The organism is Spirosoma luteolum (assembly GCF_054778875.1).
Genome location: NZ_BAAGZE010000021.1, coordinates 104,850 through 127,875, shown reverse-complemented (window position 1 = coordinate 127,875; position 23,026 = coordinate 104,850). Strand labels below are relative to the sequence as shown.

General features: G+C 59.4%; 20 protein-coding genes. 9 read left to right on the top strand and 11 right to left on the bottom strand.

Going from position 1 to position 23,026, the window contains the following annotated elements:
- Positions 1–33 precede the first annotated feature (33 nt).
- The 3 genes from tilS (at position 34) to ACYVAC_RS18755 (ending at position 4,729) form a co-directional block, all read left to right on the top strand.
- Positions 34–1,410, top strand: coding sequence for a tRNA lysidine(34) synthetase TilS (gene tilS, locus ACYVAC_RS18765; protein WP_461099318.1), 1,377 nt, complete (start codon positions 34–36; stop codon positions 1,408–1,410).
- Between the two features lie 165 nt (positions 1,411–1,575).
- Positions 1,576–3,861 carry an OmpA family protein gene (locus ACYVAC_RS18760; protein WP_461099317.1) on the top strand — a complete coding sequence of 762 codons (2,286 nt, stop codon included), beginning with the start codon at positions 1,576–1,578 and terminating at the stop codon, positions 3,859–3,861.
- Between the two features lie 139 nt (positions 3,862–4,000).
- Positions 4,001–4,729, top strand: coding sequence for an SDR family NAD(P)-dependent oxidoreductase (locus ACYVAC_RS18755; RefSeq protein ID WP_461099316.1), 729 nt, complete (start codon positions 4,001–4,003; stop codon positions 4,727–4,729).
- A 243-nt stretch (positions 4,730–4,972) separates the two neighbouring features.
- On the opposite strand, the gene ACYVAC_RS18750 is transcribed toward ACYVAC_RS18755, so the two are convergent.
- The 4 genes from ACYVAC_RS18750 to ACYVAC_RS18735 form a co-directional block, all read right to left on the bottom strand.
- Positions 4,973–7,354 carry a sigma 54-interacting transcriptional regulator gene (locus ACYVAC_RS18750; protein ID WP_461099315.1) on the bottom strand — a complete coding sequence of 794 codons (2,382 nt, stop codon included), beginning with the start codon at positions 7,352–7,354 and terminating at the stop codon, positions 4,973–4,975.
- 359 nt (positions 7,355–7,713) lie between these two features.
- Positions 7,714–8,652, bottom strand: a complete 939-nt coding sequence (locus ACYVAC_RS18745; protein WP_461099314.1) for a ring-cleaving dioxygenase — start codon at positions 8,650–8,652, stop codon at positions 7,714–7,716.
- 361 nt (positions 8,653–9,013) lie between these two features.
- Positions 9,014–9,523: a DinB family protein gene (locus tag ACYVAC_RS18740; RefSeq protein ID WP_461099313.1), complete on the bottom strand. Its 510-nt coding sequence runs from the start codon at positions 9,521–9,523 to the stop codon at positions 9,014–9,016.
- 36 nt (positions 9,524–9,559) lie between these two features.
- Positions 9,560–10,348, bottom strand: coding sequence for an SDR family NAD(P)-dependent oxidoreductase (locus ACYVAC_RS18735; protein ID WP_461099312.1), 789 nt, complete (start codon positions 10,346–10,348; stop codon positions 9,560–9,562).
- 161 nt (positions 10,349–10,509) lie between these two features.
- Between ACYVAC_RS18735 and ACYVAC_RS18730 the strand changes: the two genes are divergently transcribed.
- Both ACYVAC_RS18730 and ACYVAC_RS18725 read left to right on the top strand, forming a co-directional pair.
- A complete protein-coding gene (locus ACYVAC_RS18730; RefSeq protein WP_461099311.1) occupies positions 10,510–10,635 on the top strand; it encodes a hypothetical protein in 126 nt (41 codons plus the stop codon).
- Positions 10,632–12,317 (top strand): sodium:solute symporter family protein, encoded by a 1,686-nt coding sequence (locus tag ACYVAC_RS18725; RefSeq protein WP_461099310.1) that lies wholly within the window; start codon positions 10,632–10,634, stop codon positions 12,315–12,317. Before ACYVAC_RS18730 ends, ACYVAC_RS18725 begins: the two co-directional genes overlap by 4 nt.
- 113 nt (positions 12,318–12,430) lie before the next feature.
- On the opposite strand, the gene ACYVAC_RS18720 is transcribed toward ACYVAC_RS18725, so the two are convergent.
- On the bottom strand, positions 12,431–13,327 hold the full coding sequence (locus ACYVAC_RS18720) for a DUF2911 domain-containing protein (protein WP_461099309.1): 897 nt from the start codon (positions 13,325–13,327) through the stop codon (positions 12,431–12,433).
- A 78-nt stretch (positions 13,328–13,405) separates the two neighbouring features.
- On the opposite strand from ACYVAC_RS18720, the gene ACYVAC_RS18715 reads away from it, so the two are divergent.
- Together ACYVAC_RS18715 and ACYVAC_RS18710 are read left to right on the top strand one after the other, a co-directional pair.
- Complete coding sequence (locus tag ACYVAC_RS18715; RefSeq protein WP_461099307.1) at positions 13,406–13,972, top strand: NUDIX hydrolase; 567 nt, start codon at positions 13,406–13,408, stop codon at positions 13,970–13,972.
- Positions 13,973–14,048: 76 nt separating this feature from the next.
- Complete coding sequence (locus ACYVAC_RS18710) at positions 14,049–14,453, top strand: hypothetical protein (protein WP_461099306.1); 405 nt, start codon at positions 14,049–14,051, stop codon at positions 14,451–14,453.
- Between the two features lie 80 nt (positions 14,454–14,533).
- On the opposite strand, the gene ACYVAC_RS18705 is transcribed toward ACYVAC_RS18710, so the two are convergent.
- From ACYVAC_RS18705 to ACYVAC_RS18680, 6 genes are all read right to left on the bottom strand, one after another.
- Positions 14,534–15,040 (bottom strand): O-acetyl-ADP-ribose deacetylase, encoded by a 507-nt coding sequence (locus ACYVAC_RS18705; protein ID WP_461099304.1) that lies wholly within the window; start codon positions 15,038–15,040, stop codon positions 14,534–14,536.
- A 37-nt stretch (positions 15,041–15,077) separates the two neighbouring features.
- Positions 15,078–16,694: a S8 family serine peptidase gene (locus ACYVAC_RS18700; RefSeq protein WP_461099303.1), complete on the bottom strand. Its 1,617-nt coding sequence runs from the start codon at positions 16,692–16,694 to the stop codon at positions 15,078–15,080.
- Between the two features lie 4 nt (positions 16,695–16,698).
- Positions 16,699–17,385 carry a hypothetical protein gene (locus tag ACYVAC_RS18695; protein WP_461099301.1) on the bottom strand — a complete coding sequence of 229 codons (687 nt, stop codon included), beginning with the start codon at positions 17,383–17,385 and terminating at the stop codon, positions 16,699–16,701.
- 144 nt (positions 17,386–17,529) lie between these two features.
- Complete coding sequence (locus ACYVAC_RS18690) at positions 17,530–18,594, bottom strand: hypothetical protein (protein ID WP_461099300.1); 1,065 nt, start codon at positions 18,592–18,594, stop codon at positions 17,530–17,532.
- A 127-nt stretch (positions 18,595–18,721) separates the two neighbouring features.
- A complete protein-coding gene (locus ACYVAC_RS18685; RefSeq protein ID WP_461099299.1) occupies positions 18,722–19,750 on the bottom strand; it encodes a hypothetical protein in 1,029 nt (342 codons plus the stop codon).
- A 74-nt stretch (positions 19,751–19,824) separates the two neighbouring features.
- Positions 19,825–20,541 carry a hypothetical protein gene (locus ACYVAC_RS18680; protein WP_461099298.1) on the bottom strand — a complete coding sequence of 239 codons (717 nt, stop codon included), beginning with the start codon at positions 20,539–20,541 and terminating at the stop codon, positions 19,825–19,827.
- Positions 20,542–20,773: 232 nt separating this feature from the next.
- Here ACYVAC_RS18680 and ACYVAC_RS18675 point away from each other — a divergent pair, with 232 nt between their 5' ends.
- Both ACYVAC_RS18675 and ACYVAC_RS18670 read left to right on the top strand, forming a co-directional pair.
- A complete protein-coding gene (locus tag ACYVAC_RS18675; RefSeq protein ID WP_461099297.1) occupies positions 20,774–21,688 on the top strand; it encodes a class I SAM-dependent methyltransferase in 915 nt (304 codons plus the stop codon).
- Entirely contained in the window at positions 21,685–22,956 is a 1,272-nt protein-coding gene (locus tag ACYVAC_RS18670; protein WP_461099296.1) for a tetratricopeptide repeat protein, read from the top strand. Before ACYVAC_RS18675 ends, ACYVAC_RS18670 begins: the two co-directional genes overlap by 4 nt.
- Positions 22,957–23,026 lie beyond the last annotated feature (70 nt).

Genomic DNA, 23,026 nt, shown 5'->3' with positions numbered 1-23,026 from the left:
GGGTACAAAACTACGGCTTCGGCCTGAAACCGGATGGTTGAAGAAGCGTTTTTAGGATTTATTAACGGCAACCGGTTATGCGAACCGGCCGGCCGGGTACTGCTGGCCGTGAGTGGAGGACTCGATTCGTGCGTGATGGCCCGGCTTTTCCACCGCACCCAGATTCCTTTCGCCATTGCCCACGTCAATTTCGGCCTGCGGGGCGAGGAGTCGGACGGTGATGCCCGATTTGTGGCCGAGCTGGCCCGTGCCTACGCCGTACCGTTTCACCAGACCCGGTTCGACACGGCAGCCGAAGCCGAACGCTGGGGTGTCTCCATTCAGATGGCGGCCCGCGACCTGCGTTATACCTGGTTCGGGGCGGTGCGGAGTCAGGAAGCCTACGCAAGTGTGGCGACCGCCCATCACCTGACCGACACGCTCGAAACGATGCTGCTCAACCTGACGCGTGGCACAGGACTGGCGGGCCTGCACGGCATTGCCGCCGATCAGCAGCACCCGACGGTTGGGCGGCTGATTCGCCCCCTGCTCTTTGCCAGCCGCGACGAGCTGGCCCGCTACGCGGCCGGGCAGGGGGTTGTCTATCGCGACGATGCCTCGAACCAAAGCGATTACTACGCCCGCAACCGCATCCGCCACCAGGTGCTGCCGGCGCTGACCCACATCAATCCGGGCCTCTGGAAAACGCTGCCCAGCACGATCGACCGGTTGCGGGCGGCCGAAAAGCTGGTGCAGCGGCAGGTGCAGCAGGGGTGGGCGCAGGTAGCGCAGCCGCAGGCCGACGGGTCGACTTGGCTGGTGGGCGGGCCCCTGCTTACCCTGCCGGAGGGCCGCTTTCAGCTGGGCGAATGGCTGCGTCCGTACGGGTTTTCGGCTGATCAGATCGATGGCCTGTGGTACTGTCTGGATGGGCCGCCGGGCCAGGTATTTTCATCAGCGACACACCGGATTTGCCACGAACGGGACGGGCTGATCATAGAGCAGTTAACAGTGTTAAGCGACTATAAATCAGTAGTTATGGATATCGGTTGTGAGCAGGTGGTGCTGGCTGGCGAACTACCCGTTACGCTGACGCCGATGGAGCGACCCGACGCCTTTGTACCCGATCCGGACCCCGCCATAGCCTGGCTCGATGCCGACCGGCTGACGTTGCCGCTCGTAATCCGCCCGTGGCAGTCGGGCGATCGCTTCCGTCCGCTCGGCATGGCCGGCACCCGGCTCGTGAGTGACCTGCTCAACGACCGGAAGCTGAGCCGACAGGCGCGCGAACGCGTAGCAGTCATGCTGGCGGGCGATCAGATCGTGTGGGTAATCGGCCATCGGATCGATCACCGGTTTCGGGTTCGCCCCGAAACGCAGCGGCTGCTTCGCTGCCAGGCCGGCAATACACCGCCGACGCCTTACCGTTAACTGGACATGTGGCCCCAGTGGGTTCAGTTGCCGTTTTCGTGCGTATTTTTCGGGAATTTTAGGCTGACGCAGGCCCTTGGCCAGCCAGCTAAAAAAAAGAACTCTGGCACTTTATTTGATAATGGACACCGTAGCCCAGTGATCTCATTATCCACCTACGCACTCATGCACCGGATTATACGTATTTTGTTTTTGGCAGGGTTTGTCTTCGGCAGCCTGACGGTACAGGCACAAAGCGCGCGGTTACGCGCTGCCAACCGGCAGTACGATAACCTGAGCTACGTGAGTGCCGTGCGGGCTTACGAGGATTTCCTGCGTGCCGATCGCAAGAAGAATGCAGCCGAAACCCGCGAAGCGCTGACTAAGCTTGGGTACAGCTACCGTAAGCTGCAGGATACACGCAATGCCGAACGAATCTACGCCGACCTGATCAAGGAGTACACCGATCTGGACAGCGAGATTTATCTGTACTACGCCCAGGCCCTGGCCGCCAACGGCAAATACCGCGAATCCCAGAAGCTGTATAGTCAGTATGGTGAAAAACAGAGTCAGGATTTGCGGGGCCGTCGCTTCACGGTTTCGTATATGGATATGAGTCGTTTCTATCAGGATTCGTCGTCGTATAAAATTACCAGTCTGCCTATTAATTCCCGACAGGCCGATTTCAGCCCCATGTTCTATAAAGGCGGTCTGGTGTTTGTGTCGGCCCGCGACGAGTCGGGCCCCGTGAAGCGGGTGTTCAACTGGAATCAGACGCCGTTCCTCGATCTGTATTACCACCCCGATACCATGCAGCTGCGGGCGCCGGGGGCCGACATCAGTCGCCAGCCGGGAACGGCCGTGCTGGGGGGCGGCAACGAAGCCCGGACCACCGCACCCGAAGCCACTACGGCGGAGATGCAAACCCTCACTAAAGCCGAAATTTTCAGCCGGACACTGAATACCAAGTACCACGAGGGGCCGATGACGTTCTCCCACGATCAGAATACCATCGTGTTTACCCGCAACAACAGCAGCAAGGGTAAATCGGGAAAGAGTCAGGACGGCGTTCGGAAACTGAAGCTGTATACTTCCGTCAATCGCAACGGAAAGTGGGTCGACATTCAGGAAGTGCCGTTCAACAGCAGTGAGTATTCGGTGGGGCACCCGGCCTTCGCCCCCGACGACAGCAAACTTTACTTTGTATCGGATATGCCCGGCGGCTACGGAGGAACCGATATCTATGTGGTCGAATATAACAATGGTCAGTGGGGTACGCCCGTCAACATGGGCAAAGACATCAATACCGAGGGGAACGAGATGTTTCCGTTCGTTGATCCGAAGGGCAACCTTTATTTTTCGTCGGATGGCCACGAAGGACTTGGCGGGCTGGATGTCTTTTATGCCGAGCTGAAAGATGGGGTGGCTTATCGGGGGGTACAGAACGCCGGCGCTCCCATCAACTCCGATAAAGACGATTTTGGTTTTATCACCGACGCCGGCCGGACCAGTGGCTACTTCAGCAGCAATCGCAAAAAGGGCGTCAGCGACGACGATCTGTATTCGTTCCGACGCACCTGCAAACAGCTCAATATCTTTGTTTACGATAAGAAAACAGGCTCACCCATCGAGATGGCCGACGTCCGGATTCTGCGCAACGGTGCGAATCAGGAACTGAAAGTAACCGGTGCGGAGGGGCGCACCGATCTTTGTCTGGATGCCAATACCGAATACGAATTCCGGGCCATCAAAGAAGGCTATGCGCTCAACAGTGTTCGATTCTCGACCCTCACGCAGTCGCCCAAGCCGGTGCTGAGCGTGTCGATCTATTTGACTAAAGCCGAGAATACGCTGGTGAAAGGGGTTGTAAAAACCGAGGTAAACCAGAAACCGGCGCAGGGGGTTAAAGTGACCCTGCGCAACGAGAAAGATAAGTCGGAGCAGAGCGTGGTTACGGGCCCGGATGGTCGATATGAGTTCGATACCAAACCCAATGCCCCCTACACCATCACGGCGCAGAAAGACCGCTATGCTACCAAGAAAGCCCAGTATGCCAAGCCTAAGAAAGGCGGTAAGGTGATGACCGACTCGCTGGGGCTCTACGGCGTAGGCGATGTATTCCAGCTGAAGAATATCTACTACGACCTCGACAAGTTCTTTATCCGGGCCGATGCCGCCCGCGAACTTGATCACGTGCTGGCCATTCTGAAAGAGTACCCGAAGATGAAGATCGAACTGCGTTCGCATACCGATGCCCGTGCTACCGATGCCTACAACATGCGTCTGTCTGAAAACCGGGCCCGGGCAGCCATGGATTACCTCGTTACCCGGGGCATTCAGCCCGCCCGGCTGGCGGCCAAAGGCTACGGGGAGAGCGAAATTGTAAATGGCTGTGTCGATGGGGTGAGTTGCAGCGAGCCCGAACATCAGAAAAACCGGCGCACCGAGTTTAAAATTCTGGAAGTCGAATAGCCCCCGTTCTGGTACTATTCGAATCAACGATTGCCCGATCCCGACATTCAGCGTCAGGGATCGGGCAATCCGCTTTTTGCCCGATTCGCTGTAAAAACACTTAGTCCGTACGCGGGGTTGTGGAGAAAACAACCTGGCGATGCGATTTAAAGATAAAGTATGTATTGTGACCGGCGCAACGTCGGGAATTGGCCGGGCCACTGCCGAACGACTGGGCGATGAAGGCGCCAAGGTGCTGATCGTGGGGCGGGACGAGGAGCGAGGCAAGGAAGTGGTCGACTACATAATCGGTAAAGGCAGCGACGCGCTGTTTGTCGATCTGGATCTGTCAGACGGGCACCGCATCGAAGCGGTGGTCAGGCAGGTGGTCGACCGGTGGGGGAAAGTCGATGTGCTGGTCAACGATGCCGCCATGATGACGTTCGACGCCGTGGCCGATCTGGGTGTCGACGACTGGGATCGGGTACAATCGGTCAATCTCCGTTCGGTCTTTCTGTTTTGCAAATACGTGATTCCTCACATAAACGGGGGCGCCATCGTCAACGTCAGTTCTGTACACGCCCATCAGTCTACGGCCAACGTGGCGCCCTACGCAGCCAGTAAGGCTGCCATGGAAGCGCTGACACGGGGTATTGCGCTCGAGAACGACATTGCCAAGGTACGGGCCAACTGCGTGGCGCCGGGTGCGGTCGATACGCCTATGCTGTGGGAGAATCCAAACGTGAAAAGCGGAAAAGAAAAAATTGAGGGCGTGATTGGCAAACCGGCCGACATTGCCTCGGCTATCTGCTACCTGGCCTCCGACGAGGCTTGCTTCATCAACGGCACAACGCTCGTCGTCGACGGTGGCCGGCTCGACCGACTGTAGCCGACCCGGGGCTGGATCCGGTGTCCTGTTCGGCCCTGAGTTGGCATCATCCCATAAGTCCCCGTAAGTCGCGGTGTCTTCCCTTGCCCGGTCAGGTTTGCCCGAGCGCTGTATCCGTGTGCAGCGCTGATCTGCGGCAGCGTGTTAAGTACCAAGTTTTGGTGCGCCAGTCGGCCTGGCCGGTGGCCTGCGAGCACAATGCTTGGCAGGCTTTGGGATCGGTCCGGCTGAGTTCGGGCCAGCTTACAGGGGCTGCCGTCGAACCGTGATATTTAGTTTTTTCATGCGGGCTTCGAGCGTAGTTGGCTTAACATGTAACAACTCGGCGGCACCGCCCTGCCCCCGGATACGGTTGTTGGCTTTGGCCAGCGCCGACAGGATAGCCGCCCGCATGGTATCCTGCAGGGGGCTGATAACTGGTTCACTGTGGGCTGCGCCGGGCAGGGGCTGGCGGGGGGGCAACAGAGGCTCGGGCAGTTCGAGCGTTGTTCCCGGCGAAAGCAGGGCGGCCCGCTCCAGCACATGTTCCAGCTCCCGCACGTTGCCCGGCCAGTGGTACTGAAGCAGTTGCTGGCTGGCCAGCGCGCTGATACCGGTAATTGGTTTACCAATCTGTTTGCCAATCCGGCGCAGGAAATGCAGGGCCAGCGGCATAATATCGTCGCGCCGGTTGCGAAGGGGAGGCACCTGAATCGGGAAAACGTTCAGCCGGTAGTAGAGATCGGGGCGAAACTGTCCGCGTGCCACTTCGTCGTGCAGGTTGCGATTGGTGGCGGCAATAATCCGTACATCCACGCGAATGGGACCTTTGCCGCCGATCCGTTCTATTTCCTGCTCCTGAATGGCGCGCAGCAGTTTTACCTGTAGTTCGAGGGGCAACTCCCCGATTTCATCCAGGAAAAGGGTGCCGGTGGAAGCCAGTTCAAATTTGCCGATACGCCGTTCGGTGGCACCCGTGAAGCTGCCGCGCTCATGGCCAAACAACTCCGATTCGATTAGTTGCGGAGGGAGGGCTGCGCAGTTGACCTTGATCATCGACCGGCCGCTGCGCGACGAGAGGTTGTGCACGGCCCGGGCCAGCAGTTCTTTGCCGGTGCCCGTTTCACCCATCAGCAACACCGTGTAATCGGTAGGGGCCACCTGCGCAATGCTTTTAAAAACCGCCTGCAGGGCAGCACTGCTGCCCACAATATCGCCAAACCGGCGGGTGGTATTTATTTCTTCGGTCAGGTAAATTTTCTCCTGCTCCAGCGTTTCGGAGAGCGTGCGTATTTGCTCGTAGGCCAGCAGGTTATCGAGAGCCAGCGCAATCTGGGGCGTCAGGGTATCGAGTGTCTGCTGGTCGTAGGCCGTGAAGGCGAAGGGCGACCGGCTGCCAACCAGCAGTTTGCCAATCAGCTGGTCGCCCACGGTCAGGTAAGCCGACAGGGTGGCGGGCAGCACGGGCTGTTGACTGAGCCCGGTGAAGCGGCCATTTTCCTTCTGAACAACATCGACCAAAGGCGTGCCCAGGACGCTGGTGCCGGGCCGTTCCAGGGCCAGCACGTCGAGTGGGAACAGGTCGTTGAGCCGTTCTGCCACCTGCTTCAGAATCGTAGGCATATCGTTGCCGACCCGAAACGCGTTGACGAGCGCCAGTTCGGTAGCCTTTACCTGCCGATGGGCCTCGATTTCGTCGCGTGCGAGCAGGTTGCTCAGCGCCAGCGTGATCTGGGGCAGAATCAGGTTGATCGACTGAAACTGACTGTCACTGAGGCCACCCGGATCAGTACAGCCCAGCATAAAGGTGGTGGACGAGGCCCGTTCGAGCCTTACCGGAAAAACGGCTACCGACCGGATACCGGCCTGGTTGCGCCAGGCCCGCGCCGTTACGGACATTACGCAGAGCTGATCCAGGGCCTCGTCGCGAAAAACACCCGCCCGGTCGCCCAACTGATCGGCGAACGGGCGGGCGCGAATATCGGTCAGGTTGGGTTGCGCTTCGGGCGGCAGGATGCTCGCCAGATGAATCCGGGTGAACCCACCCGCTGGTTGCTTCTGCAGCAGCATGCCGTAGTACGAAGGCTGCTCGGGCAGTCCCAGCTGCAGGTTGAAGAAGTCGATCGGTACGAGCCGGTCAATTTCGCCGGCTATAGCCTGGCAAAGTTCGTCGCGCCCCTGTATGCTGACAATGGCATCGTTCACCGCCATCTGAATTGCCTGTTGCTGCCGCAGCCGGGCTTCTTCGCCATGGGCATGCCGGTAGCGCGCCATATCCAGGGTGTTCAGCACGTCTTTTTCCCGAAACGGCTTGCTCAGGAAGCCGAACGGCTGGGTCACATTGGCCGCCGACAGTACCGATTCATTGAGGTTCGCCGATAAAAAGACAAAGGGGACGCCCCGGCCGGCGAGCCAGTGGGCCAGATCGATGCCCGTTTCCTGACCATCGAGAAAAATGTCGATGAGAGCTATGGTCGGATTGTGGGTTTCCACCAGGGCCTTGGCTTCGGGCACAGAAGCCGCCAGACCCACAATGCGGTAGCCTGCTTTACTCAGGATGCGTCGTAAGTCGTTGGCGATCAGGAATTCATCTTCAACGATGAGCAGGCTCGGCGCAGGCACCGACGGGTTGGTAGTGGGTAGCATGGTCCGGTCGACAAAAGAGGAACGGCCGAATCGGGTAGGGCATCGGCCGGTACGGTAAAGATAGACCGAGAACCAACAGCCCGCGGCCAGCCTCCAAAATAGTGGAGGCTGGCCAGCGTACCGGCCAAAAAAAACGGCTCGATGCCTATCTGCGTTTCCAGACTTGCCAATAAGCCCAACTTACCCCGAACGTGTTGCCGCTGTGCTCCTTAGCCGGGTGCAAACGTTTGTTTCGTTTAATCTACTGATAGTTAGTAGTTTGAACGTGTGAGGGGTGATGCCGGGTTGGTGTTTGCCGACCAGGGGCATAGTGGGCAGAGGCAGAGCCGACCGGGTGGCCAGCGCGCGCGGGGTGGCCGTTACCGCAGGGTGGGTAGCACCGCTTCTATTTTGGCGCGCGACGATTCGTACTGTTTGGGTAACCGAAGCTGACTACCCAACTCGTCGAGTGGTTCATCGACGGTAAAGCCCGGATTGTCGGTGGCCAGTTCAAACAATACTCCGCCGGGCTCCCTGAAGTACAGCGAGAAAAAGTAGTCGCGGTCGATTTTCGGCGTTATCTGCAGGCCGCTGCTCAGAATTTTTTCCCGAAATGCCTGCTGAACCGTTTCATTGGCTACCCGGAACGCAACGTGGTGATTCGTGCCGGCGGCATTTCGCCCGGCCGAGCCAGTGGGCACTTCGATCAGATCGACAATGGCGGCTTCCGGAACGGCATCGGTCACGAAGCGGTGCCGATTGCCTTCCTGCCCCTGCTGGGTGTACCCGAAAATGTCGGTCAGCACCCGGGCTGTGCGGTCGATTTGTTGCAGGGTGAGCGTGACACTGTGAAAACCGCGGGTAGCTTCATCGGCGTTGATCGATTCGGTTACCCAACCGGGGCGGCTGTCGGGCTGGCTGGATTCGATCAGGGCCAGCGACAGGCCGTCGGGGTCGGTGAAGGGCAGCAGCGTTTCGCCGAAGCGTTCAACGGGCTGCCCCATCTTTACCCCCTGCTTCGTAAAGCGGGCCATCCAGTTAGCCAGACTACCGCTGGGAACGCTGTATCCGATCTCGGTTGCCATGCCAACCCCATCCTGACCCGGGCCGATGCCTTCCCAGGGAAAAAACGTCAGAATAGTGCCCGGCGATCCGGTTTCATCGCCAAAGTAAAAATGATAGGTACCCGGATCATCGAAGTTTACCGTTTTTTTTACCAGTCGCAGCCCCAGTACGCGGGTGTAGAAATCGTAGTTGCGCCGGGCATTGTTGGCAATGGCCGTGATGTGGTGAAGGCCCAGAATACGGTTAGTGTCCATACCAAGTTAATCAGGTTTAGTGGTTAGAAAAGGGATAAGCGAGCGGCTCCGTTGCTCCGGTTCGTAGTAGTAGCTCAACCGATGCTGGCAGGCCGATTCAGCAGGCACAGAGGCCCAGAATGGGCATCGGCTGACTAATTTGCTCCAATCCGGCCGGGCAACGGCATGGATAGAGGCAGAAAGGAGCCGCCGGAACAGACCAGCCGAATCCTACGCCCGATCAACGATGCAAACCTACCGGGACTGGCTGGCTGCGCCGGGGTAAAAGTCCCGGATTTAGCAGTAATAAGCCCGGAAAAAATAGCGCCCGGTACCACACAGAGCAGTACCGGGCGCTACCGGTTGGGCGGTCATGCCCGGTTCAGGCGATCAGGCGCACGGTAACCGAAAGCTGCCCCACGTGCCGCATGGTATGCTCGGCGGCATGGACCAGCAGACCCAGTACGGTCGACGGCAGCTGGGCCCGGCCAACGCCCCGAACATCGGACAGGGTAGCCGGATCTGTCGACCGGAGCTGAGCCAGCGCTTTGTCGACCTGCTGGCTGAAACGCGCAACGAGGTCGTCGGCGGTCAGCTGATCGGTGGGTGTACCCTCTGCCAACAAATAAGCCAGCTGGTTGTCACCCAGGGCTTCGGCCCGGGCGTAGGTAAGCAAACGGTCGAGAACGCCGGTCAGGTGCTGCAGGTGAAAACCAACCGAAGCCACGGCCCCGGTGCGGCCGGCGGGCTGGTGCCACAAAAGCTCGTTCGGAAAATCGACCATGCGTTCCGTGATTTCGTTACGGGCCTGCAAAAGGGCATGCGCAACGGGTTGCAGCAGGGCCGGCATGTCGGGCAGTGGCCCGCGCAGCCAAACTTCAGGTAGAGCCATCAGGGGTTGGGGTGAGAAGCTGGATAAGCCATGTTGTCAGATAACGGTGCCGCCGTCGGCGTAGAACAGACTACCGGTGCTGTAGGTCGAGGCACTGGAGGCCAGAAACAGCGCCAGCGGACTGATTTCGTCGGTGGTGCCCATGCGGGCAATGGGCAGGCGGCCCACAAAATGCTTAAGTACCTTGTCGTCCTGCCAGAGGGCCTGCGAAAACTTTGTTTTGATCAGGCCGGGGCAGATTGCATTGACCCGTATCCCGTCCGGGCCCCATTCTTTAGCCAGTACTTTAGTGAGCATATTCAGCGAGGCCTTGCTGACACTGTACATACCCAGGCCCGGGTCGGGCGTGTGGCCGGCAATGCTGCTCATCATGATGATCGAGCCACCGCCCCGCGCTTTCATGCTGGGATAGCACAGCTTGCTTAGCTCGAAGGGTGCTTTCACATTGGCCTGCATAATCTTGTCGAAGGCCGCACCATCGCAGTCGAGTGAAGGGCCGAACACGGGGTTCGAGGCCGCATTGTTGACCAGAATATCGATGCCGCCGTAGGTCGCCAGCGTCTTGTCTACGAGCGTGTTAAGCTGCTCCATATCGCCCACGTGGGCGGCAATGCCAGTGGCTTCACCACCCTGCGCCCGGATATCGGCAGCCAGTTCATCGAGGGCTTCCTGTTTGCGGCTACTCACCACCACCCGGGCCCCGAAGCGGGCGAAAAGCCGGGCAATATCTTCGCCAATGCCTTTGCTGGCACCGGTAATGACGGCGACTTTACCGGTTAAATCGAACAGTTGTTTTTCGGGCGAAACGGACGTTTGTGATGTCATGAAGGATATGATGTCTAGCAGTGGCTACCGGGTTTTATGCGGCCGTAGTACCTCCAGATGGAGCAGGGCCAGGTTGCTAACCTAGGCCAATTTGGGTCGATTTCAAAGGATATTGGCCTTTTCGGCTAATTTTGTGCATTCTGTTCCGAATCCAACTGCCGATGTCAGACAACCACTCCGACCTACCTCCGTTTGTGCGCACCTGGTCGCAACTCTACGCCATCGTGCTGGGTAGCCTGCTCGTCGAAATCATCCTGTTTTACGTGCTGATGCGGAGCCTGTCATGAGCACACTGGACTGGAGTGTGCTGGTCGTAACCCTGCTGGGGATTACCGTGTACGGCATCGTGCGAAGTCGGGGCAGCCGGAGTATGGACGACTACCTGCTGGCCGGGCATTCGCTGCCCTGGTATCACGTGGGGTTGTCGGTGATGGCCACCCAGGCCAGCGCCATTACGTTTCTGTCGGCGCCGGGGCAGGGGTTTGCCGATGGCATGCGGTTCGTGCAGTTTTACTTCGGGCTGCCGCTCGCCATGGTGGTGCTGTCGGTGACATTCGTGCCGATTTTTCACCGGCTGCGGGTTTTTACGGCCTACGAATTTCTGGAAGACCGTTTCGACGCGCGGGTACGTACCCTCACGGCAGCCCTGTTTCTGCTCCAGCGCGGGCTGTCGACGGGTCTGTCGATCTATGCCCCCGCCATCATCCTGTCGACCATTCTGGGCTGGAACATCTACTGGACCAACCTCATCATGGGCGGACTGGTGCTGCTCTATACCGTAACGGGGGGTACCAAAGCCATTTCGTACACCCACCTGCAGCAAATGGCCATCGTTACGCTGGCCCTGGGTATTGCGGGCTACCTCACCGTTTCGCTGCTCCCGTCCGACGTTGGGTTTATCGACGCGCTGCGGGTAGCGGGTAAAGCCGGTCGCATGAACCTCATCGATACCCGGTTCGACCTCAACAGCCGCTACAACCTGTGGTCGGGGCTGATCGGGGGCTTTTTTCTGCAACTGTCGTATTTCGGTACCGACCAATCGCAGGTGGGACGCTACCTGACGGGCGAGTCGATCGGGCAGAGTCGGCTGGGGCTACTGATGAACGGACTGCTGAAGGTGCCGATGCAGTTTCTGATTGTGCTGCTGGGGGTGCTCGTTTTTGTCTTTTATCAGTATAACCCCGCCCCGCTGTTTTTCAACCGTCAGGAAACCGACCGGCTCAAGGAAAGTCCGTATGCCAGCGCCTACCAGGTTGCCGAAATCAGGCACCAGAACCTGGCCGCACAGCGGCAGCGCGCCGTGGCCGATCTCCAGGTTGCCCACCGCACCAACAACCCCGCGGCCGAAGCCGCTGCCCAGACGGTGCTGCAGCAAACCGACGGTGCCCTGAAAACGGTGAAAGCCGACGTAACCGAACTCATTAAAAAGAACAATCCGGCCGCCGATACCAACGACGGCAACTACGTCTTTCTGCGCTTTGTACTCGATTACCTGCCCAGCGGACTCATTGGACTCCTGATCGCCGTTATTTTCAGCGCGTCGATGGGATCGATTGCTTCGGCCTACAATTCACTGGCCTCCACCACCGTCGTCGATATCTACAAACGGCGGGTGCGGCCCGATGCCGATGATGCCCATTACCTAGCCGTATCGCGCTGGTCGACCGTGGGATGGGGCATCTTCTGCATTGTGGTGGCGCAGTTTGCCAATCAACTGGGGAGTATGATCGAAGCCGTCAATATTCTGGGGTCGCTGTTTTACGGCGTTATTCTGGGCGTGTTTATGGTGGCTTTTTACGCCAAATCGATCGGGGGGCGGGCTACGTTCTGGGCTGCCCTGCTGGCCGAAGTGTTTGTCGTACTGAGCTGGTATTACGACCTGACCGCCTTTTTGTGGCTCAACGTGATCGGCTGTCTGCTCGTTGTGGCCTTCGCCTGGCTCCTGCAGCAAATCTGGACGAGTAAATAAGGAAACAGCCCAAATCTGGCTATTCTCCACTGCCACAACGTCTGGGCAGTACACAGCAAAAGGGGGTGTCATGTTGTATGACACCCCCTTTTCAATGCTTCGGCGAAATCAAGTTAGGCTTTCTTCCCCTTCTTGCCTTTAACGGGCATGGCAGGAACCTTGGCCGTGTACTCGGCAATGGATTTTTCGATGCCTTCTTTGAAGAATGGGAAAGCCGCATCATTTGAGGTCTGACCCAGCGAGAGGGCTTTCTGCGCCAGGGGCAGGGCCTCGGCGTATTTGCCCATCTGGCCCAGAATCTGCGCTTTTACAAACAGGTTCCGGTAGGTTTCTTTCATTGCTACCGACTTGTCGATCCAGCCAAGCGCCTGCGTCAGGTTGCGGCCTTTGCTCAGGTTGTAACTGGCAGCCGCCTGCAGAACAGCCGCGTCTTCGGGCTTTTCGGCTACAGCCTTCTCCACGTTGGCCGCTGCATTGGCGTTGACATCTACACGCAGGGGGGCGGTGGCTTTCTGATCGGCCCACATGAAGTTCAGATTGGCCGTGCTGTCGGTAATGTCGCTGAACCCAATCGTAAACGACTCGGTTTTATCGCCCGTTTTAGTAACGCCGATCGGCACCCGCAGTGCGTCCTCATCCTGTTTGTACGACTGCTCGGTAACGGTCAGGTTCTTGCTGAAAATAAGCGTCCAGTTGTCGGTAGCCGGGATCGACAGAATGGCGTAAGAGCCGGCAGGCAGTGTTTTGCCGCCAACCATTACATCGGTCGACGTTGTGAAGGCCGTTGCCTGGTTGGCACCCGTCCGCCAGACCTTACCCGAGGGCACAAAGGCATCGGTAAACGGCGTGCGCCCCTTCAGGCTGGGACGCGAGTATTTGATGGTCAGATCAGTTGTACCAACGGTCTGCATCAGCGAAGCGCCGGGGCTGGGCGAAGGAAGCTTGATCTGAGCCGTTGCCAGTTGGGCGGCCAGAACGACCGTAACGCCACTGAGTACGAGTTTACGCATGAGTTTGTTTTTGAACAGGGTTGTTTGTTACTGGAAAACGGGTCGAAATTGCCTTTTTTTTACAATAAAACCCAACGCATGCACCGTCAGTCTTTGCTGCACCAGCTCGATCGGCACCTGGCCGATCCTACCGTTACTGATCCTGCCGAACAGGCGATGACCCGCCAGACCCTCGCTTTCGTAACGGCCCAGCCCGCCTGTTTTGAGCGCACCCTGCTCATCGGACACGTGACCGGTTCGGCGTTCATCGTGAGCCCCGACCGGCAGCAAACCGTGCTCATTCACCACCGAAAACTGAACCGCTGGTTTCAGCCCGGCGGGCATGCCGATGGCGACCCGGATATAGCGGGGGTGGCCCTGCGTGAAGCACAGGAAGAAACCGGCCTGACCCGCCTGACGGTGGTGGGCATGAAGGCGGGCGAAGCGCCCATTTTCGACGTGGATGTGCACCCGATTCCGGCCCGCGGCAGCGAACCGGCTCACCTGCACTATGATATTCGCTACCTGATCGAAGCAGACCCCGCAGAACCATTTGGCGAAACGGACGAAATACAGGGAATTCGCTGGTTTTCGCTAAAAGAAGCCGAATTCATTGCTGATTCTCCTTCGATTACCAGAATGTTGCACAAAATCAATAAAAACTAGAAACATAGTTGTCGTTTTAATCGTTTTTTAATGGTACGGTAACGTACATTTGTCCTACGACAAAACCACAGAAACGATGAAAACGATACAGCAACTTAGCCTGCTGGGTGTAGCCCTGCTGGCGTTTTTCGGTACGGCTCAGGCCCAGCGTAACGAATCGTGGCGCAATGACCCAACGTATTCGACGGGCAACTATAAACACGCCAATAAAGCTGCGGCTGCCCGTCGGGCGCAGGCGGCTACCGGCATTGCCGTACAGGCACCCGCTGCCGGTTCGGAAGCGCTGGCTGACTACAAGAAAGGCCGTCCAAATCAGGCGCCGGCCGGGGGCATCACCGTCGACCATACCCCTTCGGTTTCACTAGCCGACCGGAACTACAAGATTCAGCGCGTTAGCCCGGCCAACAACACCGAGCCGGCCGATGCCATCAGCCGGAAACGGAATCGGAAAGCCGACGATTCGACCAGTGTAGGGGATTAAAACCTGCCTGAACTCGTTAGACGCAAAAGCGCCACCCGGTCTGGGTGGCGCTTTTGCGTATGGCCTATACGCGGTGCTGGCTAGCCCGCCAGCAGTCGATCGTAGAGTTGCTTACTATACGGGTCAAAACAAACAAATACCACTTCGTTCAGGCTACCCGGCTGCTTCAGAAAGGTCGTCACGGTGCTGAAAGCGATCTGAGCCGCCTGGTCTTTAGGATAGCCGTAGACGCCCGTGCTGATACCCGGAAAAGCAATACCCGTCAGCTGATGCTCGGTTGCCAGTTCGAGTGAGCGCCGGTAGCAGCTGGCCAGCAGATCGGCCTCCCCGCGCATGCCCCCGCGCCACACAGGCCCGACGGCATGTATGACGTACCGGGCGGGTAGGTGATACCCCCGGGTCAGTTTGGCCTCGCCGGTGGGACAGCCGTTGAGGGTGCGGCATTCGGCCAGCAGTTCACGCCCGGCCGCCCGGTGAATAGCCCCATCGACCCCGCCACCCCCCAGCAGACTGGTATTGGCAGCGTTTACGATGGCATCGATGGCCAGGGTCGTAATATCGTCCTGAATAACGCGGATCGTTGGCATGGTGTCAGCTGGCGCTTCGGCAAGCCCACGAAGCGCCTTATCGTTTAATCACCCGCAGGCTTCGTTTGTTTGAGCCACCCGCTACAGATAGTACATAGAGGCCGGGTGCCAGGCCCACGCCGGGCAGGACAAGGGCAGGCAGGGCGGGGGGGCTCACCTGCTGCTGCCACACGATCCTCCCGGTCAGGTCGGCCAGCGAGGCTGTCAGGGTCGTGCCCGCATCCAGTTCGCCCCAGCTGATGGTCAGTGGTTCGGCGTCGGAAAACGGGATAGGGTAGGCCAGCAGGGCCCGGAACAGGTCGGCCTGGGTAGTTGCCCGGGCTACCGATGGGATGCCGTAGCCCAGCGCGTCGTCGGGGGTGGTAAACTGACTGCCCGACTTGCGGAGAACGGCCGTTAGCTGGGCAGCCGTCAGGCGGGGATTGGCTTGCCAGAAACTGGCCGCCAGCCCGGCCAGCAGGGGTGTGGCAAACGAGGTGCCGTTGCCGGTACTGATGGCACCGTTTGGCAGGCCGATGTAGGTTCCCTGCCCGCGGGCCACCAGGTCGGGTTTTACGCGGCCGTCGGCAGCGGGACCAAACGAGCTGAAGGACGCCCGTACACCATCGGCCCGGACAGCGCCAACCGCCAGCACCCCGGCGGCATCGGCGGGCGCCGAGAGGTAGCGCCAGTCCGACGCGCCTTCGTTGCCGGCCGCTACGACTACCACCATGCCGGTTTGGGTGGCGATCTGGGCTGCCCGCGAGGAGAGGGCCGTCTGGCCATTCATGTCGCTGTAACGGTAGTCGGTCGTCGGGTCATCGAAGCGCGTGTAGCCCAGCGACGAGCTGATGACATCAACCCCGGCGCTGTCGGCATATTCGGCACCAAACAGCCAGTTGGCTTCTTCGAGCCGGCTTTCGGTGGCTACATCCTCGGTTCGGAGCAGCACAAACGACGCGTTGTAGGCGGTGCCGTAGAGTCGGCCGTCTGCCGTGGCGGCTATGGCCGAGAGGCACGACAGCCCGTGGGCATCGTCTTCGTAGACACTCGTTTCGTTCCGGACAAAATCGTAGGTCGCCAGTACGCGGTTTTCGGCGAAGAGGGGTTTGAGAAAATCCACCCGGTTGGCATTGCTGAAGCCACTGTCGAGCACCCCAATCAGCATGCCTTCGCCGTGGTAGCCGGCCGCGTGCAGCTGATCGACACCCAGCTGGGTTACCTGACTCTGCGATAAACCGTAGGGGGGCGGGGCGGCCGCGCCGAATTTGGTCAGCCCTGCGCCGGTTCGGCTATCGGCGCCGATACGCGCACCGGGCGAGAGCGAGCGGCCCGACTCCAGCCCGGTTACGCAGGGGAGGGCCAGGACACGGGTCAGCACCGCGTCGGTGGCTTCGATCAGTACGGCGTTCAGCCAGCGCGAGCGATACCAGACGGTGGCCCCGGCCTCTCTGAGCTGCGCGACATAATCGGGGCTGACGGGCAGATCGCGTTCTTGGACGGGTATGTTCTGGCGCTGCCGGCGCTGCACCGCCCGGGCCGATAAGAACGCACGGGGCTGGTCGGTGCGGTAGGGCGTACCGACCTTGTCGCGCAGCCTGACCAGGTATTTACGGGGGCTTTGCGCCTGACTGCCCGTCAGGCTCAGCATGGCCACGAAAAGGCCGAAAAACAAGTGTCTAGCGGGTGCCGTAGCCCGTAAGCCGGTAGTATTGACGGGTGCCATAGTCAATCTGGTTGGTGCCGATGCAGGCGGGCGATGATGAACAGTACTGGAGCTGAATGCGCTCGCGGTAGATCAGGCCAACGCCCCGGGCATAAACGGCCAGGCGCTTATCCTGCGACACCAGCGTTGAGTCGTCCTGGGCAACCACCGTTACCGTCTGGTCGAAGCCCGCTGCCGATACGCGGTAGGGCTGTCCGGCGTTGCGGATCGTGTAGTCGTCCTCACCGAGCGCGTTCAGCCGGTTGCCGTTCCAGGTCTGGCCATCCCGGGCCGGAAACAATAGACTAACGAAATCGAGACCGTTTTCGGTACGAATCACCGCGTTGGTCTGCCGGCGGATGGTCCAGATCGAATCGGTCTGCCAGTTCTGCGCGGCCGTCGATCGCCGGAAGCGCAGCAGGGTATAGGCCGTATCGCCGTCGACCGCCCGATACGGTTGGCCGATTTCCTCACGCAGCTGATAGGTTCGCTGCACGGCCGGGGCATTGAGGGCATACCGCGTTTCCGACACGGCATACTCGACATAGCGGCCCGGCTCCAGGGGCTGGTAGTCGAAACCGGGGTCAGACGCTGAGGGCAGCGAGGCCTGGCAGCCACCCAGCCCGCCTGCAAGCAATAACAAATAACCAAATCGAACCATACACAATCGGGCTTGGCGCGGGTATCGGTGCTGGGCACAGTACCAACAGCCTGTCGAGCCAGACCGGGGCAATTGTCCTGCCAAAAAAACGGGGGTTTGGGAAGCAGTTTCCCAAACCCCCATCGTAGGTACCATATGCCTCTGTTACTTGGTGCCCAGCAGGAAGCCAATGGTGAAGTTGGCATCCCAGTCGAACACAAACTGATTGCAGCCCGTGGCGTCGGCAATAGCTTTGTAAATAGTAAGGCCTGCTTTTGATTTAGCCGCATCGAGTTTATAGGCCGTTGGTGCGTCGAGCACGGTATAACGTTCTTTGCCCTGCCGGACCGCTTTGGCCAGTTCGAAGGGAACACCCCCGATGATGAAGCAGGTCTTGCGGTGATCAGCAGGCACCTGCTTCGCTTTGGCCGTTACCTCGGTGGTTACGGTTGCGTCGCTCGTGCCGTTGGCGTAGTACTTGGCCCCGTACGTTTCGATGGCTTTGGTCGAGCCGCCTTCTTTCCACGAGATTTTGGTGTTTCCCGAGCCAATATCGACGACAAACGAGTTGCTGGCGTAGTCGGCCGGCAGCACCGACCGCAGGCCGAGCGTACCTTCCTGCTCGGGCGTCACGGTGTTGACGAAGTAGTTGAGGGCCTTAAGGGCTTTAATGATTTTCTGCGTGCCCTCGGCCTTCACGGCGCCCGAACTCACCACAAAGTGAATGTCGCGCCCACCCACTCCAAAATCGAGCATTTTGCCGATGTAGCTCTTCAGGCCGGCGCGGATATCCTGGTCCGACGCCATATTTTCCAGTACCAGGCTGTTGCCGAATTCCGCTTTTTCAAGTTTCCAGTTTTTCTGGTCATCAACGCGAATGATAAACGAGTTAAAGCCGCTGGCCCCCAGTTCGACCACGCCCTTGAGCTTACCGCCGTTGGGCGCGGGTGGGGTATAGGTGAAGGCTTGTTTGGGCTGGCTGTCGGTGGCCGCATCCGAGGTGCCTGAACTACCCGTTCCCGTTCCGGAGCCGTTGTCCGACGCTGTGCTTTCGTTGTTGTTATCGGCCGCGGGTTCGTCGGCGCGGGGCATCGTCGACGACTGGTCGGCTTTGGTGGGGGCCAGCTTGCGCAGGGCTGCGTTGCCGCCGAAGTAGCGGAAACCAAAGAAAATGGCGGCCAGCACGAGGGCGGTGATCAGCAGCCGGCCAGCGGTGGTAAGTCGTTGCATAGGTAGAGAGTGAAAGAGTAAATGAGTGACAGGGTGAACGCGTGAACTGGTGACAACGGGCCTAAGCGGGGGCGAGGCAACAAGTGCTTTTACGTTGCGCTCGTTCGCTCAGGAACGCCTTTGCCCGTTAGTCGAGCAGGTTGCGGTAACCGGCGTCTTTGGGCGGGTTGATCTGGTTAGGCTGGGCAGCCGTGATGGGGTTGGCCGATGGGGCATCGAGCTGGACAATCGAGAACTCGCCCTTGTTATAGGCTTCCAGCAGGGCCTGTCCCTTGTCCGACAGAATGCCGTTCTGGATATCAACACCGTTGATAAAGTCCATCGACAGATCCATGGCCCGTTTCATTTCGCCCAGCTTCTGGCTCATGTCGTCCTGAATGTATTCCATCGACTGATCGAAGTAGAAGCGCTTATCGGGGTCGCCTTTGAAAATGCTGACCGCCGTTTTGAGGGCGTTCGAGCTTTCTTTCACGATCTGGTACTCGGTTTCTTTGAGCCGCACCTTGATCTCGGTTTCCTTGATGATATAGTCGGCACTGGTGTTTACTTTCTCCATGAAAGCCAGTACCGTTTTCATGTTGCGCTGCAGGGGAGCCAGCTTCTCGTTCATCTCCTGCAGGCCGGCGCCTTCGATCGTGGCCAGCTGGGCCTGTTCCTTCATGCCGGGGCGGTCGCTCATGGCCTGGGCTTTGTTCGCTTCGGCGAATTTCTGCTTGATCTGCTCGTTGTTCTCGTTGATTTTCTTGTTGAGTTTCACGAGTTGACCCGCCAGCGTATCGATCTGGCCCTGCATTTTCTGCCGCTTTTCTTTCAGGTCATCCACGTAGATCTTCATAATCGCGATGGGGTTAAGCTGAATGACCGTGCCGGTCAGGGTGCGCATCAGCGATTTAAAGAGGAAAAAGACGGCGGTGCGCACGTCGCGGCTCGTAAACAGGAAAATCAGTACCCCCAGCGCCCCCAGCAGCAGGGCCAGTTCGAGCAGGTTGGAGGTGGCCCGGATCAGAAACTCGAGGATGGCGTTGAAATGGTACAGACTGAAGCCGGCCAGGCCGGCCAGTACAATCATACCCAGAATACCTTCGGGCCGGCTCCAGAACGAGCGTTTCTCGACGTCGGTAGGGCCTCCCAGTTGGGAAAAATCAGGCGTTGCCATGGGGCACGTGTTTAGATAAAAGGTGAAGCAATTTACTCGCAAGTGTGCCGGTTACGACGGCAAAGGTTGGGCGGTCAGGCCAGGTACTGGGTCAGTTTGGCGATGTCGGCTTTGATCTGGTCGGTAAAGTGGGTGTAGGTCGCTTCGTACTGCTGGCGGTTCTGATCGATTTTAGCCCGCTGCTCGTGCATGTCGCCCTCGATGGTGCTGAGCCGGGCCGTGTTGGTCGCCAGCTTCTGCTCGATCTCCTGCTGTTGCCGCAGCAGGGTTTCATTTTCGCTTTTCAGGCGCTGCTGTTCGCTTTGCAGACCACCCACCCGTTCGGTCAGGGCCGCTTCGACGCTTTTGCTAAAGCCCTCGCGGTCTTTGGCCAGCGCCGACAGATACTGACTGGCTGTATTGGTCAGTACGCCAACGTTGGCTGGTCCGCCCAGCGCCTTAAAGCTTGCCCATGCGGCCTGAAACTGTTTGTCTTCGGGCAGACCCAGGCCGGCGAGGCCCCGCAGCGTTTCGCGAAATTCGAAGTAATCGGGCCCCGGCTGGTTGTGTTGGGCCAGCACGGTGGCCAGGTGCTCGGCAAACTTGGTGTCGACGGCGCCGGTGGGCGGTGTCGGGGCGGGTGCTGCGCTCCCCGGAGCCGCAACGGGCACCGCTGCCTCAGCAGGGGCCGGCGGTCGGGGGGCGCCCACGGGCTGGCTGGGCGGCACCCCCGTGGCGGGGGGCGCCGGTTCTTCGTCTTTAATAAAAAAGCCGAGGATCTTACGGCCTAATGATGGTTCAGCGTCTGGCATGGCGTCAGTCGGGCATAGCCCTTTGGTGAAAGCCTGGGCAATGTTACAAGGTTCGGTGCAATCGGCCAAGGGGCTTTTACGCCGAACGGTTGCCCAACCTGACGAATAGTCGCAGGCTGGGCCGAATGTCGTACCTTTGTCAGGGAGTGAATGCGCTATTGAGTGATTGAGTGGCCATCGAGATCAGTTTGTACTCACTAAATCACACAATGACCATTCACTCAATAAGCATATGATTCAACTAATAACCCCCGCACCGTGGCCGGCCTACGAGCTGATCGACTCCGGTGACTTCTACAAGCTCGAACGGTTTGGCGACTATGTTCTCTCGCGGCCCGAGCCGCAGGCCGTCTGGCACAAATCCATGACCGATGCCGAATGGGATGAGCAGGCCCACGCCGTGTTTCGGCGCGACCGCACCTCGCCCGAGCGGGGCGACTGGCAGATAAAGCCCGGCATGCGCGACCCCTGGACCATTCGCTTCGACCAGAAAGGCCTTAACCTAACCTTCAAGCTGGCCCTCACGACCTTCAAACACGTGGGGCTATTCCCCGAGCAGGCCGACAACTGGGCCTATATATACGACAAGGTAACGGGCATGATCAACGCCCCCGATCCTGTGGCGCGCCCCAAAGTGCTGAACCTGTTTGCCTATACCGGCGGGGCTTCGCTGGCCGCCCGGCAGGCCGGCGCCGACGTTACCCACGTCGACGCGGTGAAGCCGGTCATCAGCTGGGCCCGTGAGAACATGGACTACAGCGAACTCGATAACATCCGCTGGGTGGTCGAAGACGCTGTCAAGTTTGTTCGGCGCGAAAACCGCCGGGGCAATAAATACAACGGCATCATTCTCGACCCGCCCGCCTACGGCCGGGGCCCCGACGGCGAAAAATGGGTACTCGAAGAACAGATTACCGATTTGCTCAGCGCCTGTGCCGATCTGCTCGATCCGGCCAACTGCTTCTTTATCATCAACCTCTATTCGCTGGGCTTCTCGTCGCTGATCGTCGACAACCTGATGGGGCAGTTGTTTGGTGAGGTGCCCAACCCCGAGTGGGGCGAACTGTATGCGGCCGATCGCTTCGGCAAGCGGCTGCCGCTGGGTGTTTTCTACCGGTTTGCTACGGTTGACGGAAGCCAGTTATGAACCAGTTATGTCGGCAACAGCACGCCAATGGCCGGCTGGCCCGACGGGCTGTCGGCCGGTACGGGAGCACGGTGGTGCTGATCGGGCTGGTCATCAGTTTGCTGGCCTGCAGTTCAGACCGTCGGCAGACCGCCCGTATTCCTGAATTTCCCAAACCCGGCGACAGCAGCCGCGTATCGGGGGCGCTGCGGGCGCTGACCCGGGCTATCAACCAGTCGTCGTCGTCGGTTGCCTACGCCAAGCGGGCCGCGCTGCTGCTCACCATGGGGCGGTATACCGATGCGCTGGCCGACATCGACGAGGCCATCAGCCGCGACGAGGACGTGGGCAGCTACTACCTCACCCGGGCGCAGATTCTGCGGGCGCAGCAGCAGCCCGCCAAAGCACTCGAAAACGCCCAGCGGGCGGAGATTCTGGGTGTCAACACGCCCGAACTCTATACCCTGCAGGGCGATCTGCTTCAGCAGCAGAACCAGTTTGATAAGGCGCAGCTGTTTGTGGCGCGGGCGTTACAGATGGCCCCCTACGACGGTGAAGCGTATTTTTTCAAGGGGCTGATGGCGGCCCGGCAGGGCGACACCAGCCAGGCGCTGACCCTGTACCAACAGTCGCTGCGACTTAAACCCCGCTACCTCGAAACCTATAACCAGCTGGCGGCCATCTACCGCACCCGCCGGGATCTGTATTCGGCCCTCAACTACATCACGCAGGCGGTGCAGTACTTTCCGAACGATGCCCGGCTGCAGTACGGCCGGGGGCTGATCTACCACACGGCGGGGCGGCTCGACAGTGCCATGGCCTGCTACCAGCAGGTGATTCGGGTGCAGCCCGCCTACTACCAGGCGTATTTCCAGTCGGGGCTCATCAACCAGCGCTTCCGCAACTACTACGCGGCCCTGACCGACTACCAGAAAGTGCAGCAGCTGCGGCCCCAGTTTCCGCGCATCGACACGTATATCGGCTACTGCCACGAACAGATGGGGCAGTACGAACTGGCCGTGACGGCCTATACCCGGGCCACCCAGCTCAACGTAGGCGACCGGCAGGCGGCTGCGGGGCTGTGGCGATCGCAGCGCCGGCAGTACCAAAACCCGTATAACTCTGTATTTTTGCCCAACGCGACCGATCAGGCGGCTCAGGCCACCCGTGCCCGACCGACGCTCGACACCACCCGCGTCCGGATTTCGACCATCCAGCCGAAAACCCGGGAGGCTGGCGGTGGGGGCGACTCCCTCCGGCGCACCGTAAAGCCGCTGGGGGGGAATTGACAACAGTGTGTAGTCAGGCGTACCGTTTACTGGTTTTGGTGTACAGGAGTGGGCCGTAAGCCCGATAACA

What these genes read in the sequence shown, in the direction of transcription:
- ACYVAC_RS18675 (WP_461099297.1), top strand. Translation starts at nt 20,774, where the DNA reads ATGATTCAACTAATAACCCCCGCACCGTGGCCGGCCTACGAGCTGATC.
- ACYVAC_RS18715 (WP_461099307.1), top strand. Translation starts at nt 13,406, where the DNA reads ATGCACCGTCAGTCTTTGCTGCACCAGCTCGATCGGCACCTGGCCGAT.
- ACYVAC_RS18720 (WP_461099309.1), bottom strand. Translation starts at nt 13,327, where the DNA reads ATGCGTAAACTCGTACTCAGTGGCGTTACGGTCGTTCTGGCCGCCCAA.
- ACYVAC_RS18695 (WP_461099301.1), bottom strand. Translation starts at nt 17,385, where the DNA reads ATGGTTCGATTTGGTTATTTGTTATTGCTTGCAGGCGGGCTGGGTGGC.
- ACYVAC_RS18690 (WP_461099300.1), bottom strand. Translation starts at nt 18,594, where the DNA reads ATGCAACGACTTACCACCGCTGGCCGGCTGCTGATCACCGCCCTCGTG.
- ACYVAC_RS18735 (WP_461099312.1), bottom strand. Translation starts at nt 10,348, where the DNA reads ATGACATCACAAACGTCCGTTTCGCCCGAAAAACAACTGTTCGATTTA.
- ACYVAC_RS18680 (WP_461099298.1), bottom strand. Translation starts at nt 20,541, where the DNA reads ATGCCAGACGCTGAACCATCATTAGGCCGTAAGATCCTCGGCTTTTTT.
- ACYVAC_RS18750 (WP_461099315.1), bottom strand. Translation starts at nt 7,354, where the DNA reads ATGCTACCCACTACCAACCCGTCGGTGCCTGCGCCGAGCCTGCTCATC.
- ACYVAC_RS18705 (WP_461099304.1), bottom strand. Translation starts at nt 15,040, where the DNA reads ATGCCAACGATCCGCGTTATTCAGGACGATATTACGACCCTGGCCATC.
- ACYVAC_RS18710 (WP_461099306.1), top strand. Translation starts at nt 14,049, where the DNA reads ATGAAAACGATACAGCAACTTAGCCTGCTGGGTGTAGCCCTGCTGGCG.
- ACYVAC_RS18725 (WP_461099310.1), top strand. Translation starts at nt 10,632, where the DNA reads ATGAGCACACTGGACTGGAGTGTGCTGGTCGTAACCCTGCTGGGGATT.
- ACYVAC_RS18685 (WP_461099299.1), bottom strand. Translation starts at nt 19,750, where the DNA reads ATGGCAACGCCTGATTTTTCCCAACTGGGAGGCCCTACCGACGTCGAG.
- ACYVAC_RS18730 (WP_461099311.1), top strand. Translation starts at nt 10,510, where the DNA reads ATGTCAGACAACCACTCCGACCTACCTCCGTTTGTGCGCACCTGGTCG.
- tilS (WP_461099318.1), top strand. Translation starts at nt 34, where the DNA reads ATGGTTGAAGAAGCGTTTTTAGGATTTATTAACGGCAACCGGTTATGC.
- ACYVAC_RS18745 (WP_461099314.1), bottom strand. Translation starts at nt 8,652, where the DNA reads ATGGACACTAACCGTATTCTGGGCCTTCACCACATCACGGCCATTGCC.
- ACYVAC_RS18740 (WP_461099313.1), bottom strand. Translation starts at nt 9,523, where the DNA reads ATGGCTCTACCTGAAGTTTGGCTGCGCGGGCCACTGCCCGACATGCCG.
- ACYVAC_RS18755 (WP_461099316.1), top strand. Translation starts at nt 4,001, where the DNA reads ATGCGATTTAAAGATAAAGTATGTATTGTGACCGGCGCAACGTCGGGA.
- ACYVAC_RS18760 (WP_461099317.1), top strand. Translation starts at nt 1,576, where the DNA reads ATGCACCGGATTATACGTATTTTGTTTTTGGCAGGGTTTGTCTTCGGC.
- ACYVAC_RS18670 (WP_461099296.1), top strand. Translation starts at nt 21,685, where the DNA reads ATGAACCAGTTATGTCGGCAACAGCACGCCAATGGCCGGCTGGCCCGA.